The organism is Vibrio sp. QJM3NY_15 (assembly GCF_057785995.1).
This window is the reverse complement of sequence record NZ_CM173517.1, coordinates 2128267-2146746: the sequence shown is the minus strand read 5'-3', so window position 1 is coordinate 2146746 and position 18480 is coordinate 2128267. Positions and strand designations below refer to the sequence as shown.

The following is an 18480-nucleotide window of genomic DNA, read 5'->3' as shown; positions in this document are numbered from 1 at the left end:
TAAAAGAAGATAAAGCGAAGGCAGGAGACAGGGACTTCGATGGGCTTGTGAGCATTGATAGAGATGCATTTCATATTCTGATTTGATGAATGGAAAGCAAATAAAAAGCCCATGTTATCGAATAACATGGGCTTCATTATTGGTTTAACTTGTTAGCTGTTTAGCTGTTTAGCTGTTTAGCTATTTAGCAACAGACTCGTTGTTCATCTTAGCCGGAGCTTTAGATGCGTTAACCAGTAGGATACCAACGGTGAGTACCATTGAGCCACATAGTAGGAACAACAAGCGTCCTGTTGGTTCGTTTGGAATCAGAGCCATTGCTAGGATACCGAAACCTGCTGTGCTGATAAGCTTACCAAGCATTGAACGCTGTTTAGTATCTAGGTTTTGTTGCTCTTCACCTTCCGCTACTAGCGGCGTGTTCCAGTTAGTGAATAGTTGGTCAACTTCTTTCTCACGCTCTGGCGATAGGCCTTTGTAGAAGCGAGAAGTTAGGATGAAGTAACCACCGGTGAACACTACGTGAGCCGCTAGGCTAAGACCCACTTTCAAGTCGCTCCATTCGCGGCCAGTAAGCGCTGTTTCCATACCGAATAGGTGCTCGATGTCTTCTGCTTGAAGCGAGATACCGAAGATGTAAGAAACGAAGCCACCAACGATTAGCGTAGACCAACCAGCCCAGTCAGGCGTTTTACGAATCCACATACCAAGTAGTACAGGGATAAGCATTGGGAAGCCAATTAGCGCACCTACGTTCATTACGATATCGAACAAGCTCAAGTGACGTAGAGAGTTAATGAACAAGCCAATCGCGATGATGATAATACCCATCATGATAGTGGTTAGCTTACTTACAATAACCAGCTCTTTCTGAGTTGCGTTTTGACGAAGAATCGGGCTGTAGAAGTTCATTACAAAGATGCCAGCGTTACGGTTCAAACCTGAATCCATAGAAGACATTGTTGCAGCGAACATTGCTGACATAAGAAGACCAACCATACCTGCTGGCATTACGTTCTGTACGAATGCTAGGTAAGCAGCATCACCCGCTTTATCACCCATTGAAGCGTACTCCAATGCGAAATCAGGCATGAATGCACTTACGTACCAAGGTGGTAGGAACCAGATTAGTGGGCCAACAACCATAAGGATACATGCTAGGCCTGCCGCTTTACGTGCGTTTTCACTGTCTTTTGCACATAGGTAACGGTAAGCGTTGATGCTGTTGTTCATTACACCGAACTGCTTCACGAAGATGAACACAACCCAAAGAACGAAGATGCTCATGTAGTTTAGGTTGTTACCTAACATGAAGTCGCCGTCGAAGTTAGCAACGATGTTCGTTAAGCCGCCACCGTGGAAGTAAGCTGCAACCGCACAAGTAATGGTTACCGCCATGATAACAAGCATTTGCATGAAGTCAGAAGCAACAACCGCCCAAGAGCCGCCTGTTACTGCCATCAATACTAGAACCATACCCGTTACCACAATGGTTGCTTCCATTGGGATGTTGAATACCGCTGCTACGAAGATAGCGAGACCATTTAGCCAGATACCCGCAGAGATAAGGCTGTCAGGCATTCCTGCCCATGTGAAGAACTGTTCAGACGTTTTACCAAAGCGCTGACGAATAGCCTCGATCGCTGTTACCACACGAAGTTGGCGGAACTTTGGAGCGAAGTACATATAGTTCATGAAGTAGCCAAAAGCATTGGCTAAGAATAGGATTACAATAACGAAACCGTCATTGAACGCGCGTCCTGCGGCACCTGTAAACGTCCATGCTGAAAACTGTGTCATGAAGGCGGTTGCACCAACCATCCACCACAACATTTTGCCGCCCCCTCTGAAGTAATCACTAGTCGACGTGGTGAACTTACGGAACATCCAACCAATAGCGATTAAAAAGAAGAAGTAGGCGAGAACAACAAAAGTATCAATAGTCATCTTTTCAGCCTTTTAAATATCATAATTAACTGCGCTTAGATTAACGCGTCCAAAGGTTTATTTGTACTACAATATGTCTTTAGTATGATCTAGGTCGCATTGATTTTTGGAATGGCTCTGTAAGTTAATTTAAGATGTTGTTTTTGTTGGGTTTATTTGTTTTTATGATTTGCTTCAGATTCAAGGAAAATTGATGCTCAAATGTTTATATGTATTACAATATAAGTAATGGTGTGTTGGTTGAGCTTATTTATAAGATTTTAATTATAACCGTAACAAATGTGCTACAACTGAGCATGGTTGTGCGATCGGATTCACGTTAAATCTCAGTGCTAAATCGCAAAATATTGTTTCTGGAATTTAAGTGTAGCTTATTGTTTTTATGTCGCTATTTTCTATTTCACGTCCCGATCTGTTCGTTATTTATCCGTACTCTTTATCTACGCGATTTATCCGCCAAATTTTCTGTTGTTCTTGTGTTGGGGGCTTGGTTTGTCCAACAAACTATCAAACTTCAGTTACTCAAAGACCTAGATAACAAAATCTTCAGTTATTGAAAAACCTCAGATAACAAAAAGCCCCACCGAAATGAGGCTTTATCACGAAATCTAAAACAGATTAAGCGTTAACGTGATCAACTGCGTCACGAACAAGTTTGCCTAGTTCGTCCCACTTACCTTCATCGATAAGGTTAGTTGGAACCATCCAAGTACCGCCACACGCAAGTACAGAAGGGATAGATAGGTATTCATCTACATTCTTCAAGCTTACGCCGCCAGTTGGCATGAATTTAACAGGGTAAACTGCGGTTAGTGCTTTAAGCATACCAGTACCGCCAGAAGGCTCAGCAGGGAAGAACTTCAACGTGCGAAGACCCATTTCCATTGCTTGCTCAACTAGGCTTGGGTTGTTTACACCCGGTACAATTGCAACACCTTTGTCGATACAGTATTGAACAGTACGAGGGTTGAAACCTGGGCTTACGATGAAATCAACGCCTGCTTCGATAGATGCATCAACTTGCTCGTTAGTCAGTACCGTACCTGAACCGATTAGCATGTCTGGGAACTCTTTACGCATGATGCGAATCGCTTCGATTGCACATTCTGTACGTAGTGTGATTTCTGCACATGGCATGCCGTTTTCAACAAGTGCTTTACCTAGAGGGATAGCGTCTTCAGCACGGTTGATAGCGATTACAGGGATTACTTTTAGGCTTGCTAGTTGTTCATTTAATGTAGTCATGAATTCTTTCTCACGTTAATTATGGGCTTGCTTTCAACTAAGCAAACCCTTGATTAATATATAAAGTGCGTAATTATAGAGACAAATCAGGCGTCGCTTCTAGAGGTATGATAGCACCTGGATACTGAATCACAGTCCCTGCCACAATATGACCTGCTAATGCTGCATCGCTAGCATTACCACCACTTAAGCGTTTAGCTAAGAAGCCAGCACTGAATGAATCACCAGCTGCGGTAGTATCAACGATGTTGTCTACAGGGTTCGGTGCAACGTATCGAGCACTTTGGCTTTCAACCACTAAGCAATCTTTTGCACCACGTTTAATGATGATCTCTTTCACACCAGACTCAGACGTACGTGCAATACACTGTTCAATACTTTCGTCACCGTACAGCTCTTGTTCGTCATCGAACGTGAGTAGAGCCGTGTCAGTGTACTTAAGCATTTTCAAGTACCAAGAAATTGCTTCTTGTTGGCTTTCCCAAAGTTTAGGACGGTAGTTATTGTCGAAGAATACTTGGCCGCCTTGAGCTTTGAACTTGTCTAAGAAGTTGAATAGCTGCGTACGTCCGTTTTCAGTCAAGATAGCAAGCGTAATACCACTTAGGTAAACCGCGTCAAAAGAGAATAACTTATCAAGTAGAGCAGGGGTGTCTTGCTGATCAAACATGAATTTCGCGGCAGCGTCACTACGCCAGTAGTGGAAGCTGCGCTCACCAGTTTCATCGGTCTCGATGTAGTAAAGCCCTGGTTGTTTGTAATCAAGCTGAGCCACTAAGCTCGTGTCGATACCTTCTGCTTGCCACTTTTTCAACATGTCGACACTGAATGGATCAGTACCTAACGCTGTAACATAGCTTGTTTGGATATCTTGCTCTTTTGTTAAGCGTGACAAGTAAAGTGCCGTATTCAGCGTATCGCCACCAAAACTTTGCTTAAGCCCGTCTTGTTTCTTTTGTAGCTCAACCATGCACTCGCCAATGACCGCGATGTTTAATGATTTCATATGCTTACCTTAGCAACTGAGGTTGCGCTATTAATTATTTTAGGAAATCTTCACGCGCAGGGTTGAAGATATCAAGAAGGATGCTGTCTTGCTCTAGTGCAACCGCACCGTGCATCATGTGTTTACGAGCGAAGTAAGCATCGCCTTCTTTAAGGACTTTCTTTTCGCCTTCAATCTCAGCTTCGAAGCTACCACGAACAACATAACCGATTTGGTCGTGAATTTCGTGAGTATGAGGATGGCCAATCGCGCCCTTATCAAAACACAGGTGTACAGCCATAAGATCGTCAGTGTAAGCAACGATTTTACGCTTAATGCCGCCACCAAGTTCTTCCCATGGGTTTTCATCTAGGATAAAGAAAGAGTTCATTGTGTATCTCCTAATCTGTTTAAATCTTTTAAGTGTTACTTAACTTGGATCCATCATAAGGGAATGAGCTCAATTGTAATACAATATATCTAAATTTGTGTGATATTGATCAAGCGATACTTTATATAGCGTAAATAAATCAATAACTTAATAAATGGCTGATATTTATCATTAGTCATTTTTATCAATGACTTACGGTTGATTGTGTGACTCTAATCATCATTTGGTAACGAATAGGTATAATTAAAGCTCTTATTGTATTACTTTATATGGAGTTTAAAAATTTAATCAAAGTTTAAGCAGATAAACTCTTTATTGAGGGTGACAAAGAATATGACGACTAAACCAGTATTGTTGACTGAAGCAGAAATCGAGCAGCTTCATCTTGAAGTGGGCCGTTCTAGCTTAATGGGCAAAACCATTGCAGCGAACGCGAAAGATCTAGAAGCATTCATGCGTTTACCTATTGATGTCCCAGGTCATGGTGAAGCTGGGGGTTACGAACATAACCGCCACAAGCAAAATTACACGTACATGAACCTAGCTGGTCGCATGTTCTTGATCACTAAAGAGCAAAAGTACGCTGACTTTGTTACAGAATTACTCGAAGAGTACGCAGACAAATATCTAACGTTTGATTATCACGTACAGAAAAACACCAACCCTACCGGTCGTTTGTTCCACCAAATCCTGAACGAACACTGCTGGTTAATGTTCTCAAGCTTAGCTTACTCTTGTGTTGCTTCGACACTGACACAAGAGCAGCGTGACAACATTGAGTCTCGCATTTTTGAACCAATGCTAGAAATGTTCACTGTTAAATACGCACACGACTTTGACCGTATCCATAACCACGGCATTTGGGCTGTTGCTGCTGTCGGTATCTGTGGTCTTGCTTTAGGCAAACGCGAGTACCTTGAGATGTCAGTGTACGGCATCGACCGTAACGATACTGGCGGTTTTCTAGCGCAAGTTTCTCAGCTATTTGCACCTTCTGGTTACTACATGGAAGGCCCTTACTACCACCGTTATGCGATTCGCCCAACGTGTGTGTTCGCTGAAGTGATTCACCGCCACATGCCTGAAGTAGATATCTATGACTACAAAGGTGGCGTGATTGGCAACACAGTACAAGCGATGCTTGCGACGGCTTACCCGAACGGTGAGTTCCCGGCTCTGAATGATGCTTCTCGTACAATGGGTATCACAGACATGGGTGTTCAGGTTGCGGTAAGTGTTTACAGTAAGCACTACTCTTCTGAAAACGGTGTAGACCAAAACATTCTTGGTATGGCGAAGATTCAAGACGCAGTATGGATGCACCCATGTGGTCTTGAGCTATCTAAAGCATACGAAGCCGCTTCTGCAGAGAAAGAAATCGGCATGCCTTTCTGGCCAAGTGTTGAATTGAATGAAGGCCCTCAAGGTCACAACGGTGCGCAAGGCTTTATCCGTATGCAGGATAAGAAAGGCGACGTTTCTCAACTTGTTATGAACTACGGCCAACACGGCATGGGTCACGGCAACTTTGATACGCTGGGTATTTCTTTCTTCAACCGTGGTCAAGAAGTGCTACGTGAATACGGCTTCTGTCGTTGGGTGAACGTTGAGCCTAAATTCGGCGGCCGTTACCTAGACGAAAACAAATCTTACGCTCGTCAAACGATTGCTCACAATGCAGTTACGATTGATGAAAAATGTCAGAACAACTTTGATGTTGAACGTGCAGACTCAGTACACGGTTTACCTCACTTCTTTAAAGTAGAAGACGATCAAATTAACGGTATGAGTGCATTTGCTAACGATCACTACCAAGGCTTTGACATGCAACGCAGCGTGTTCATGCTAAACCTTGAAGAGCTAGAATCTCCGTTATTGTTAGACTTATACCGCTTAGATTCTACAAAAGGCGGCGAAGGCGAACACCAATACGACTATTCACACCAATATGCGGGTCAGATTGTTCGCACTAACTTTGAATACCAAGCAAACAAAGAGCTAAACACTCTAGGTGACGATTTCGGTTACCAACACCTATGGAACGTGGCAAGCGGTGAAGTGAAGGGCACAGCACTTGTAAGCTGGCTACAAAACAACACTTACTACACTTGGCTAGGCGCAACCTCTAACGACAATGCTGAAGTGATCTTTACTCGCACTGGCGCTAACGATCCAAGCTTCAACCTACGTTCAGAGCCTGCATTCATTTTACGCAGCAAAGGCGAAACAACACTGTTTGCTTCTGTTGTTGAAACGCATGGTTACTTCAACGAAGAATTCGAGCAATCTGTAAGCGCACGTGGTGTTGTGAAAGACATCAAAGTAGTGGCTCACACCAATATCGGTTCAGTAGTAGAAATTACGACAGAGAAATCAAACGTGACAGTGATGATCAGCAACCAACTTGGCGCGACTGACAGCACTGAACACAAAGTAGAACTGAACGGCAAAGTATACAGCTGGACAGGCTTCTACTCAGTAGAAACAATTTTAAACCCAGAATTAGCAAGCACAGCAGAGCAGGGGAAATAATAATGAGCTATCAACCACTTTTACTTAACTTTGATGAAGCAGCAGAGCTTCGTAAAGAACTTGGCAAGGATAGCCTTTTAGGTAACACACTGACTCGCGATATTAAACAAACTGACGCTTACATGGTTGAAGTTGGCATTGAAGTTCCAGGTCACGGTGAAGGCGGCGGTTACGAACATAACCGTCACAAGCAAAACTACATCCACATGGATCTAGCTGGCCGTTTGTTCCTTATCACTGAGGAAACAAAATACCGTGACTACATCGTTGATATGCTCACTGCGTACGCGACGGTATACCCAACGCTTGAAAGCAACGTAAGCCGTGACTCTAACCCTCCGGGTAAGTTGTTCCACCAAACGTTGAACGAGAACATGTGGATGCTTTACGCTTCTTGTGCGTACAGCTGCATCTACCACACGATCTCTGAAGAGCAAAAACGTCTGATCGAAGACGATCTTCTTAAGCAAATGATCGAAATGTTCGTTGTGACTTACGCGCACGACTTCGATATCGTACACAACCACGGCTTATGGGCAGTGGCAGCAGTAGGTATCTGTGGTTACGCAATCAACGACCAAGAGTCTGTAGACAAAGCGCTTTACGGCCTGAAACTAGATAAAGTAAGCGGCGGTTTCTTAGCGCAACTTGACCAACTGTTCTCGCCTGACGGCTACTACATGGAAGGTCCTTACTACCACCGTTTCTCTCTACGTCCAATCTACCTGTTCGCAGAAGCGATTGAACGTCGTCAGCCTGAAGTGGGTATCTATGAATTCAACGATTCAGTGATCAAGACAACGTCTTACTCTGTATTCAAAACCGCATTCCCAGACGGTACATTGCCAGCTCTGAACGATTCATCGAAGACAATCTCTATCAACGATGAAGGCGTTATCATGGCAACGTCTGTGTGTTACCACCGTTACGAGCAGACTGAAACTCTGCTTGGTATGGCTAACCACCAACAAAACGTTTGGGTTCATGCTTCAGGTCAAACATTGTCTGATGCTGTTGAAGCAGCTGATGAAATCAAACCATTCAACTGGGGTAGCCTGTTTGTTACCGACGGCCCTGAAGGTGAGAAAGGCGGCGTTAGCATTCTTCGTCACCGTGATGAGAAAGACGACGACACAATGGCGTTGATCTGGTTTGGTCAACACGGCAGCGATCACCAGTACCACTCTGCGCTAGACCACGGTCACTACGATGGCCTGCACCTAAGCGTATTCAACCGTGGCCACGAAGTGCTGCACGATTACGGTTTCGGTCGCTGGGTAAACGTTGAGCCTAAGTTTGGCGGGCGTTACATCCCAGAGAACAAGTCTTACTGTAAGCAGACGGTTGCTCACAACACAGTAACGGTTGATCAGAAAACACAGAACAACTTCAACACCGCATTGGCTGAGTCTAAGTTTGGTCAAAAGCACTTCTTCGTAGCAGACGACCTGTCTCTACAAGGCATGAGCGGCACTATTTCTGAGTACTACACTGGCGTAGACATGCAACGCAGCGTGATTCTTGCTGAACTTCCTGAGTTCGAAAAACCGCTAGTGATTGATGTGTACCGCATCGAAGCTGACGCTGAGCACCAGTACGACCTACCAGTTCACCACTCTGGCCAGATCATCCGTACTGACTTTGATTACAACATGGAAACAACGCTTAAGCCGCTAGGTGAAGACAACGGTTACCAACATCTGTGGAACGTGGCTTCAGGCAAAGTGAACGAAGAAGGTTCTTTAGTTAGCTGGCTACATGACAGCAGCTACTACAGCCTAGTAACCAGCGCGAATGCGGGCAGCGAAGTGATTTTTGCTCGCACTGGTGCTAACGATCCAGACTTCAATCTTAAGAGTGAGCCTGCGTTCATCTTACGTCAGTCTGGTCAAAACCACGTGTTTGCTTCTGTACTAGAAACGCATGGTTACTTTAACGAGTCTATCGAAGCCTCTGTAGGCGCTCGTGGTCTAGTTAAATCAGTATCTGTTGTGGGCCATAACAGTGTCGGGACTGTTGTTCGCATTCAGACTACTTCTGGCAACACTTACCACTACGGTATCTCAAACCAAGCTGAAGACACGCAGCAAGCAACTCACACTGTTGAGTTCGCGGGTGAGACATACTCGTGGGAAGGATCATTTGCTCAACTGTAAATGATTGACACGCAAGTTATTTAACGATGGCTTGTGTTGATGTGGTGCTTTGCGGGAACGAAGCATCACATTGAATTCAGTCGTGATTGCAAAATCGTTCGTTGATACCAACAACGACTGAATACATCGGGAATAAGTCAAACCGAGTAACTCACTGCGAGTTGCTCGGTTTTTTTATGCGTATAGGAAACAAATGGAACGTTCCAACAAACGAAAAGCCTACTCAGTGAGTAGGCTTTGATCTTATTGACTAGCTAACCGTCTATTTGACGTTGTTTTTAGTATTTAGATAAGGGCTTTTCTTGCTTTGGCAGCCACCCATTCGGAGAAGATGACCGTCACTAGAATCGCACAGAAAATCACGGTTACTTGAGGCCATGCGAGCATTGCCATCGACTCTTGCAGTTTTAAGCCGATACCGCCTGCGCCCACCAAACCTAAGACGGTAGACTCTCGAATATTGATGTCCCAACGGAACAAGCTCGTGCCGATGAAACTTGGCATTACTTGCGGGAGAATGCCGTAGTTCAATACTTGCAGTGGGGATGCCCCCGTTGATTGAATCGCTGACATCTGCGTGACGTTCACTTCTTCAATCGCTTCGTACATCAATTTAGCCACGAAACCAATCGAACGTAGCGCTATCGCGATAATACCGGCCAATAACCCCGGGCCGATGATAGCCACCAACAGGAGCGCCCAAATTAGGGAGTTGATCGAACGGCTTGCCGCAATGATGAACAGTGCGATAGGCCTGATAAACGTTGTGCTTGGCGTTGTGTTGCGGGCGGCTAAGAACGCGACTGGAAATGCCAGTACGATCCCTAACAGTGTGCCAAGTGTTGCGATGTTGATTGTGTCCCACAAAGGGTTCCAAAGTGACTCTAAATAACTCCATCTTGGTGGCCACATACGTGACGATATATCAGCAAGTTGATTCGGTGAGTCAGTCACAAAGTACCAAATCGTGTCCTTGTTCATGACTTGCCATGCAAAAACCGTTAGGGCAACAAAGCAAAGCCAGCCTAGCCATAGCATTAGGCTCTGTTTACTGTCGTAACGTTCCCATTGGGTACGATTCATGGCGCTTGAAGGTGTGTCATTTAGCGTGCTCATTGGTCGTTCCTTACTGCACATGCTTGCGGATGATGGTCGATAGGTATTCACAAAACATCACGATCACGATAATAATCAATAGAATAGCGGCCGCTGCGCTGTATTCGTAGCGGTCCATGGCGGTGTTCAATGTTGCGCCGATACCCCCTGCGCCAACAATACCGATTACAGCAGATTCACGAAAGTTGATGTCGAGTCGGTACATCGAAAGCCCGATAAAGCGTGGCATTACCTGTGCTTGAATCGCATAGTTCACTTGTTGTAACCAACTCGCGCCAGTCGCACGCATTGCGGTGAGTGGTGCTGGGTCAATGGCTTCAATCTCATCGGCAAACAGTTTTGCGAGAAAGCCGATGGTTGCGAATGTCAGCGTGACAAACCCCGCAAACGTACCAAAGCCAAACAGAGCCACACACAGAATCGCAACGATGATCTCCTGTAAGCTACGAGCAACCGAAATAAACGCACGGCAGAATAGATAAACGGGAGTAGGGGCAAGGTTTTTGGCTGCGCCTAATCCGAATGGGATTGAAAGAATGACACCTGCCACGGTTGATGTGAGCGTCATGGTTAAGCTCTCAATCAAACCTTGTGAGATGTTGTTCCAACGGCCACCAAAATCTGGGTTCATGAAAGCCAAAATGAACTGCCAGCCGCGTTCGCTGCCTTCGTAAATTCGAGCCCAGTTGACGTGTACCGATTGAGTCGCAAGGTATAAGTACACCGCGACGATGATGATCAAACTCCAACGTAACCATGAATTAGATATCAGTGGCGGCTTGGCCCACTGTGTCGGGTATTGTTTGGGGTTCTGTTGTGCAGACTTTAAATGCCGTTGAGCTTGTTTTGGATATGGCTGAGTCATATTGTTGCCTCAGACAAGCGAGGGTTCATGATGATGAGATCATCTTCCTCTTCTTCTACTTGTTGGCTCCAATCTTCTTCACCGTAGATCTGTGTGAGTACGTCTTCGGTCAGCAAATTTGGTTTGTCATCAAATACCACACAGCCAGCATTTAGGCCGACAACACGGTCGACAAACTGTTTGGCTAACTGAACATCGTGAATATTGATGATCGCAGGGAGTTGTTGCTCTGAACAAATCTCGCTGATCAATCGCATGATTTGGCGAGCCGTACGTGGGTCAAGTGCTGCTGTTGGCTCATCAATCAAAAGTAATTTTGGTTTCTGAGCGAGTGCGCGTGCAATACCAACACGTTGACGCTGGCCACCTGATAGGGCGTCGGCTCTTTTATTGGCGTGCTCTAATAAGCCAACACGGTCAAGTAGGGCATAAGCGGCTTGGATATCCGACTCTGGGAAGCGACGAGTAAAACTTTGCCAGAAGTTTACGTATCCCAAACGCCCAGATAGTACGTTTTCCATCACCGTTAAGCGTTCAATCAATGCGTACTCTTGGAAAATCATCCCTATTTCACGTCGTGAATGTCTTAGTTGTCGCTTAGACAGTGCCTCAAGGTTGGTGTTGGAGAAGATAACTTCGCCGCTGGTGGGCTCGGTTAGTCGGTTAATACAGCGAATCAGCGTTGATTTACCCGCACCAGATGGGCCAATCAATCCAACCACTTCGCCGGCATTCACCGATAAGCTAACGTTGGTCAGGGCTTTATCAGAACTGGAGTAGTGCTTGGTAAGCCCTTTAAGGGTAAGAGTAGACATAGAATTCCTATAAGAGCGGTGTACTAAGAGTTCGCCTGAGACAGGCATGGAAAGTAAACCGAAAGAGTGATGAATAACTGCAGGCGCGTAAGCCCGCAGTTAGTTTTATCAATGTGTGATTGGCTTTTTAGTTCGGTTGAACTTAGCTACACGTGTAAGACACTTTATTCGCGGTATCGATAGTGCGGATCACTTCCCAGTGCTCCTGGTAAGTGATCGGAACAAACTTCGCTTCGCCGTTACGCTCAAATTCTTCTTGAAGTTTCGTGCCTTCCCAGTCGAAAGTGAAGAAGGCCTTTTGAATCTTCTCTTGAAGCTCTGGTGTCAGGTTGTGCGCTGTGCCGTAAGCCGTTGTTGGGAAGGTTTGTGATTTGTAAATGCTCTTGATTTGACCCTCTTTCACGACTTCACGTGAAAGCATACGGTTCAGTACTGAGTTAGCGACGGCTGCTGCGTCGTAATCTTTGTGTGCCACACCCAAAATGGAGTTGTCGTGCGCACCAGAGAAAGCCGGTTTGAAATCACGCTCAGGTTGAAGCTGGTATTCAGCATCCAGAATCGCAGAAGGGGCTTTGAAACCAGAGTTTGACGTTTGCGATGTGAATGATAGGTTTTTGCCTTTTAGGTCTTCCACTTTTTCGATGCCCGAACCTGGGTGTGTGATGATTTCCATTTCGTAACCGAAAGAGCCATCTTCAGCCGCCATCATTGTGAATGGAGCAAAGCCAGCACAGTTAACTGCTAGCGGCGTTGAACCTGTGTTGAAACCTGCGATATGTAGACGACCTGAACGCATTGCTTCAATTTGAGCTGCGTTATTTTGAACAGGGAAGAAACGAACCGTTTTTTCCGTTGTTTTTTCAAGGTGGCTCAAAAACTCGCTCCACACATCAGCGTATACTGCTGGGTCTTCAACTGGCGTGTAAGCAAAAATTAGCGTGTTTGGATCCACCCATTGTGATTCATCTTGGGGGACATCGGCGACCAAGTTACCAGAGCGGTCCTCGTATCGCGTATCCATCGCTAATGCAGAACCAGAAAAAATCAGCGCAGCAGTAATCGCGCTTTTAAGCGTGAGATTTGTTTTTGTCGGTTTCATTATGTCAGTCCAATAGAGTGATTTGTTGGAAGGAAGTATAGGAATCGAGGATGACAGAACCGATGCTTTTTGATGACGGATTTATGAATGGTGTAACATAATGTTTCTAGCAGAGTAGAGTTAGATACTTTCTAAGTGATTGATTAGGCGAGTAAATTAATAAGCTGTGATTCGTTTTGATTTTACTCAATTGGCTGTAGGTTGAAATACTGTTATAGTGATCCTTAAATAATACATAAACATAACATATAAAATAAGTGAACTTATGGTTACCACTTTTAATTCAATTTCGGGCTCGAAGCGCAGCCTGCACGTGCAAGTAGCGCGTGAAATCGCTCGTGGAATCTTGTCTGGCGAACTGCCACAAGGTTCTATTATTCCTGGTGAAATGGCGTTGTGTGAACAGTTTGGTATCAGCCGAACGGCACTTCGAGAAGCAGTTAAACTATTGACCTCTAAAGGTTTATTAGAGTCCCGCCCGAAAATCGGTACTCGTGTAGTAGACCGCGCATACTGGAACTTTCTTGATCCTCAACTGATTGAATGGATGGACGGCCTAACCGACGTAGACCAATTCTGTTCACAGTTCTTAGGCCTTCGCCGTGCGATTGAACCTGAAGCGTGTGCACTGGCGGCAAAATTTGCGACGGCTGAACAACGTATCGAGCTTTCAGAGATCTTCCAAAAAATGGTAGAGGTGGATGAAGCTGAAGTGTTTGACCAAGAACGTTGGACAGACATTGATACTCGTTTCCATAGCTTGATCTTCAATGCGACAGGTAACGACTTCTATCTACCGTTCGGTAATATTCTGACTACGATGTTTGTTAACTTCATCGTGCATTCTTCTGAAGAGGGAAGCACATGTATTAATGAACACCGCAGAATCTATGAAGCTATCATGGCCGGTGATTGTGACAAGGCTAGAATTGCTTCTGCCGTTCACTTGCAAGATGCCAACCACCGTTTGGCTACAGCGTAATAGAAATGAACTGCCTCACGTTCTGATAAACGAACTAAAAAGGTATGCCAAGTGCATGCCTTTTTTATTGTCTGTTTTTTGCATAAATTGATTGTTTATTGTGTACTAAAAAGCCAGAGACGTAGGTCTCTGGCTTTGATTTTTAACGTTATAGGTTTTAGGTCATAAGCTAAATGCTATGCCTTAATCGCTATCCATTGAACAAGCAGTCAACTATGGACATTGTTCAGTTTCCTTTTGTTTCTGTTTCTTCTTCATTTTTAACGTTGAATAAACAGAGAATACAGCCAGCACGATAAACGCGAGTGCAATAGGGCGCTCATAAAGGAAAGACCAACTGCCATCGTACATCAGCAGCGATTTCCTCAGATTTGTTTCTGCCATTGGCCCTAAAATGATCGCAAGCAGAATTGGCGAAGACGGAATGTCCAGTTTAGTTAAGATAAAGCCCAATAGACCAAAACCGATCGCAATACCCACATCAAACATCGAGTTGTTAATCGCGTAAGCACCAACGATCGACAAGAAGACAATAATTGGGATCATGATGATCTTGGGTACTTCAATGATGCGGCAGAAGAAACGAATACCCAGTAAACCAATCACCAACATCACAAGGTTAGCAACCAACATCGAGCTGAATACGCCGTAAACCACTTCAGGGTTTTGGGCAAACAGCAGAGGCCCCGGTGTTAAGCCTTGAACAATGAGTGCGCCTAACAGAACTGCTGCCACAGCATCCCCCGGAACGCCAAGTGTTAACAATGGAACCAACGAACCACCCGTTACACCGTTGTTTCCAGATTCGGCTGCTGCTAGACCTCGTACTGATCCTTTACCAAATTCTTCTGGATTTTTCGATGAGCGCTTGGCTTCGTTGTAACAAACGAATGCCGAAATATCAGCACCTGCACCCGGTACAGAACCGATGGTTGTTCCCATCAAACCACTTTTTATTGCGGTTGGTAGCATTTCTTTAAGGTCGCCTTTGCTCAACATTTTATGGTCAAACTTCGGCGCGACGACTTTCTTCTCAGAGAATAGCTTCTCTAACTGGTTTAATGCTTCAGATAGAGCGAACAGACCAATCAAAACAGGGATGACATTGATTCCGCTGTAGAGATCCATGATGTCAAAAGTAAACCTTGGCACACTGCTGATTGGGTCGAGCCCAACGGTAGAAACCAATAGTCCAATCGTACCCGCAAGTAACCCTTTAAAGATGTTGTTCGAAGAAACGCTCGCAATGATAGTTAAACCAAACAGAGCAAGTGCGAAGTACTCTGGTGCATTAAAACGCAGTGCAAAGGTCGCCAGTTTAGGTGCAATTGCAATAAGGACGATAGTACTGAGTAACCCGCCAATAAATGAAGCAACAGCCGAAATACTTAATGCTCTTGCTGCTTGCCCTCTAACAGCTATGGTGTGGCCGTCGAGTACACTTGCTGCAGACGCTGGTGTCCCCGGTGTTTTAAGCAGTATTGCGGCAATTGAACCACCGTAAATGCCACCAATGTATACACCAATTAACATCACGAGGGCTGACGTCGGTTCCATGCCAAAGGTAAACGGGAGGAGAATCGCAACGCCCATTGTCGCTGTAAGGCCGGGTAGTGCGCCTAAAATAACGCCGCCCAGTACACCAAAAACAAGGACAGGAAGCACTGCGAAGCTAACAGCCGTTGCGAGACCATCGATTAGATATTCAAACATATGACCTCCTACGACCAAGTTGCTTCAGGAAGCGCGATGTAAAACACCTCGCCAAACAAATAGTAAACCGCAAACACAAAGACAACGGCGACAACGTAGTAAATTGGTTTCTTCACTTTGAAGTAAACGAGGTAGAACATAAATGCAATCAAACTCGCGTAAAGGTAGCCAACCACACTGATGAGTAATGCGTATCCAATAAGAAAGGCAACGCCGAAGATAGACATCTTGCTTATCATCGGTTCTTGTTGTTCTGAGACGCCTTTGAGTTTGTGTTGAACGATGAGAACAATGCAGATAGCAATCTGAGCAATCACAATCATCATCGGGAAGAATTTTGCATCAACACTTGCATCTTGATACATCGGACGATCAAACTGAGTAATCAACGCGAGTGCTATTGCGCTCAATATGATGATTATGGAAGGGAAAACGACATTCCGATTTAAGTTGGCGTTAGACATAGAATTTACCCCTAAAAAGTAAAGCAAGGGAAAGGTACAGACCGATAAAAAAGGCACAACTGATCGTTGTGCCTCCGAACAAAGGTTATTGAATTAATTGAGTCAGTGATTTTGTATCTTCTGCGACAAACTCAGTGAAGGCTTTGTCATCAAGGTTGTGAATCGTCATTGCACCTTTCTCCATGAAAGATTTGAACTCTTCACTTGCCATTGCTTCATCAAATGCAGCACCCAGCTTCTCGATTACTGCATCAGGTGTATCTTTTGGAGCACCAATACCGCGCCATGTACCTGTTACTACATCAATGCCTTGCTCTTTCAAAGTAGGAACATCTGGAATGTACTGAATACGTTCTTCAGACATGACACCTAATGCTTTTAGTTGGCCTGAACGAAGTTGAGCGATAGCTTCACCAGGAGTAACCATAGTCACGTCTGTGTGATGACCTAATACAGCAGGAATTGCTTCTGATGCACCGTTGTAAGGGATGGCGTTGAGTTTAATATCTTGGTCTTTTTCAAGAGACATTAGGTAGAAGTTTGGCGCAGCGGTTGAAGCGAATTTTACGCTGCCTGGTTTTTCTTTGGCTTCCTTAATTAGGTCGTTAATCGTGTTGTATGGGCTATCTGCTGCAACCAATACGACCGCTGGATCTAAGTTAACTAAACGAATGAGTCTAAAGTCATCTGCGGTATGACGCATTAAACCCATTTGAGGAAGTGAAGCAATTTCACGTGTTACTACTGTTAATGTGTAACCATCCGCACGCTGCTGAGCACCAAAGCTCATACCAACGGCGCCAGCACCACCCGTACGGTTCATGATTGAAATGTTTTGTCCTAAAATGTCTTTCGTACTATTTGCAAGGGTACGGCCAACGGCATCTGTACCGCCGCCCGCGCCAAATGGGACAACTAAGCGAATGTTCTTGCTCGGGTAGTCAGCTGCAATCGATGTTGCAGAAACAAGTATGCCGGCAGCCAGCATGATGGATTTCAATAATTTACTCATATTAAGTTCCTTCTGTTTCTAATTATTAGCGATATGTTTTTGTAGGGTTTTCTGCTTTTTCTGTTTGGTATTCATGCATTGCTAGCTGTTCAATAGCTACCGCTATCCAGCCACTGATCAGCATGTCATACCATTGTTGTACGCCACTGCAGGCAACAACCACGTTTCCGTAAACAAACGAACCATAAAACAGTAAGTCTTCGTCACGTAATGAAGATGGGTGTTGGGAATGAAGTGTTAGATTGCTTGTTGATTCTCGCCATGCTTGCTGAGCTTTCTTACGAGCAAGGTGATCAAACTTGATAGTCCAGTTATCAGGGGTTCCTAAAGACTCTTCATAAAGAATGGCGTCTTCAAAAGAGGCTTCCCAAGGCTTGAGGTGTGGATTCATAACGACAATATGCAGTTCTTTTCTATTGGTTCTTTCAAACAGTTTGTCGATAGAGGGTTTAACGATATCGATAGCGTCTTGAGTGATATCTTTCATTGAGCGCATGCACATGTCCTTATGTCTGGTTAGATATATAGAATATTGTATGACAATAATTCTTCAATTAACGAAAGCTTGGAAGCGGGGAACGATCACAAGTGAAAGTCTTCTAACAAGACGTCGGTCTTGTTTTGACCATGTTATGTCGGAAATAGTGTGATTCTGGTCTTTTATTGAGCTGGATATACATGCACTCAGATCCAGTTATTTTGGCGTGATAACAGAGCACCCTATAAAACAATGGGATACATACGAATATGCTAGCGAGCTAATCGGTTTGTTTTTAGGAAGTGTGTTGCACTGTTTTGGTTCAATCATTTTTCCATCTTTCTTAAGCTATTCGGGTTGCTCAATACCCCTAGTCTTTGCGCGTTCTCTTTATCACTCCCAGAAACAGCATCTTAAATCTCCTCTCTTAACTCATCAGGAAATGGTCTAAATAATCACTCGATTGAGGTGATTTCTCATCCATTTGTATTTAGATCTAAAGATAAGAGCACTACACAAATTTGAATTGAATTCTAACGAGAATATCTTGTCAATTTTAAGGAAAACACTGATTTATTGTGTGATTAATGGGCTGGGTTGCCCTTTAGCTTGGCTTTGATTATTTTTGAGGACTTTATATTTATATGTATTTGGTTGCATTTTTAATTTAGTGCGCAAAG

General features: G+C 44.5%; 15 protein-coding genes. 3 read left to right on the top strand and 12 right to left on the bottom strand.

Annotation, left to right across the window (positions count from 1 at the left end):
• Positions 1 to 180 precede the first annotated feature (180 nt).
• The 4 genes from AC3CKG_RS09670 to AC3CKG_RS09655 form a co-directional block, all read right to left on the bottom strand.
• Positions 181 to 1947, bottom strand: coding sequence for a sodium:solute symporter family transporter (locus AC3CKG_RS09670; protein ID WP_004733505.1), 1767 nt, complete (start codon positions 1945 to 1947; stop codon positions 181 to 183).
• Between the two features lie 618 nt (positions 1948 to 2565).
• Positions 2566 to 3192, bottom strand: a complete 627-nt coding sequence (locus AC3CKG_RS09665) for a bifunctional 4-hydroxy-2-oxoglutarate aldolase/2-dehydro-3-deoxy-phosphogluconate aldolase (RefSeq protein WP_017110887.1) — start codon at positions 3190 to 3192, stop codon at positions 2566 to 2568.
• A gap of 73 nt (positions 3193 to 3265) precedes the next feature.
• Positions 3266 to 4198 carry a 2-dehydro-3-deoxygluconokinase gene (gene kdgK, locus AC3CKG_RS09660; RefSeq protein WP_102308420.1) on the bottom strand — a complete coding sequence of 311 codons (933 nt, stop codon included), beginning with the start codon at positions 4196 to 4198 and terminating at the stop codon, positions 3266 to 3268.
• Positions 4199 to 4232: 34 nt separating this feature from the next.
• Positions 4233 to 4568, bottom strand: a complete 336-nt coding sequence (locus AC3CKG_RS09655; RefSeq protein ID WP_009846518.1) for a cupin domain-containing protein — start codon at positions 4566 to 4568, stop codon at positions 4233 to 4235.
• 333 nt (positions 4569 to 4901) lie between these two features.
• Between AC3CKG_RS09655 and AC3CKG_RS09650 the strand changes: the two genes are divergently transcribed.
• The gene (locus AC3CKG_RS09650; RefSeq protein ID WP_136996253.1) at positions 4902 to 7100 is read left to right on the top strand and encodes a heparinase II/III domain-containing protein; all 2199 of its coding nucleotides are present in this window, start codon (positions 4902 to 4904) and stop codon (positions 7098 to 7100) included.
• Positions 7101 to 7102: 2 nt separating this feature from the next.
• Complete coding sequence (locus AC3CKG_RS09645) at positions 7103 to 9256, top strand: heparinase II/III domain-containing protein (protein WP_488528264.1); 2154 nt, start codon at positions 7103 to 7105, stop codon at positions 9254 to 9256.
• 285 nt (positions 9257 to 9541) lie between these two features.
• Here AC3CKG_RS09645 and phnE (AC3CKG_RS09640) read toward each other — a convergent pair whose 3' ends face one another.
• From phnE (AC3CKG_RS09640) to phnD, 4 genes are all read right to left on the bottom strand, one after another.
• Positions 9542 to 10372 carry a phosphonate ABC transporter, permease protein PhnE gene (phnE, locus tag AC3CKG_RS09640; protein ID WP_488528263.1) on the bottom strand — a complete coding sequence of 277 codons (831 nt, stop codon included), beginning with the start codon at positions 10370 to 10372 and terminating at the stop codon, positions 9542 to 9544.
• 10 nt (positions 10373 to 10382) lie between these two features.
• Positions 10383 to 11237, bottom strand: coding sequence for a phosphonate ABC transporter, permease protein PhnE (phnE, locus tag AC3CKG_RS09635; protein ID WP_372144709.1), 855 nt, complete (start codon positions 11235 to 11237; stop codon positions 10383 to 10385).
• Positions 11234 to 12052, bottom strand: coding sequence for a phosphonate ABC transporter ATP-binding protein (gene phnC / locus AC3CKG_RS09630; RefSeq protein ID WP_372144711.1), 819 nt, complete (start codon positions 12050 to 12052; stop codon positions 11234 to 11236). Before phnC ends, phnE (AC3CKG_RS09635) begins: the two co-directional genes overlap by 4 nt.
• Positions 12053 to 12194: 142 nt before the next feature.
• Positions 12195 to 13151, bottom strand: coding sequence for a phosphate/phosphite/phosphonate ABC transporter substrate-binding protein (phnD, locus tag AC3CKG_RS09625; protein ID WP_488528262.1), 957 nt, complete (start codon positions 13149 to 13151; stop codon positions 12195 to 12197).
• A 265-nt stretch (positions 13152 to 13416) separates the two neighbouring features.
• Between phnD and AC3CKG_RS09620 the strand changes: the two genes are divergently transcribed.
• Positions 13417 to 14133, top strand: coding sequence for a FadR/GntR family transcriptional regulator (locus tag AC3CKG_RS09620; RefSeq protein ID WP_017110878.1), 717 nt, complete (start codon positions 13417 to 13419; stop codon positions 14131 to 14133).
• Between the two features lie 213 nt (positions 14134 to 14346).
• On the opposite strand, the gene AC3CKG_RS09615 is transcribed toward AC3CKG_RS09620, so the two are convergent.
• The 4 genes from AC3CKG_RS09615 to AC3CKG_RS09600 all read right to left on the bottom strand — a co-directional run bounded on the left by AC3CKG_RS09615 (position 14347) and on the right by AC3CKG_RS09600 (position 17818).
• On the bottom strand, positions 14347 to 15846 hold the full coding sequence (locus AC3CKG_RS09615; RefSeq protein WP_488528261.1) for a tripartite tricarboxylate transporter permease: 1500 nt from the start codon (positions 15844 to 15846) through the stop codon (positions 14347 to 14349).
• Positions 15847 to 15854: 8 nt separating this feature from the next.
• Entirely contained in the window at positions 15855 to 16310 is a 456-nt protein-coding gene (locus tag AC3CKG_RS09610) for a tripartite tricarboxylate transporter TctB family protein (protein WP_029223531.1), read from the bottom strand.
• 85 nt (positions 16311 to 16395) lie between these two features.
• Positions 16396 to 17322 (bottom strand): tripartite tricarboxylate transporter substrate binding protein, encoded by a 927-nt coding sequence (locus AC3CKG_RS09605; RefSeq protein ID WP_488528260.1) that lies wholly within the window; start codon positions 17320 to 17322, stop codon positions 16396 to 16398.
• A 25-nt stretch (positions 17323 to 17347) separates the two neighbouring features.
• Positions 17348 to 17818 (bottom strand): hypothetical protein, encoded by a 471-nt coding sequence (locus AC3CKG_RS09600; RefSeq protein WP_017080997.1) that lies wholly within the window; start codon positions 17816 to 17818, stop codon positions 17348 to 17350.
• Between the last annotated feature and the right edge of the window lie 662 nt (positions 17819 to 18480).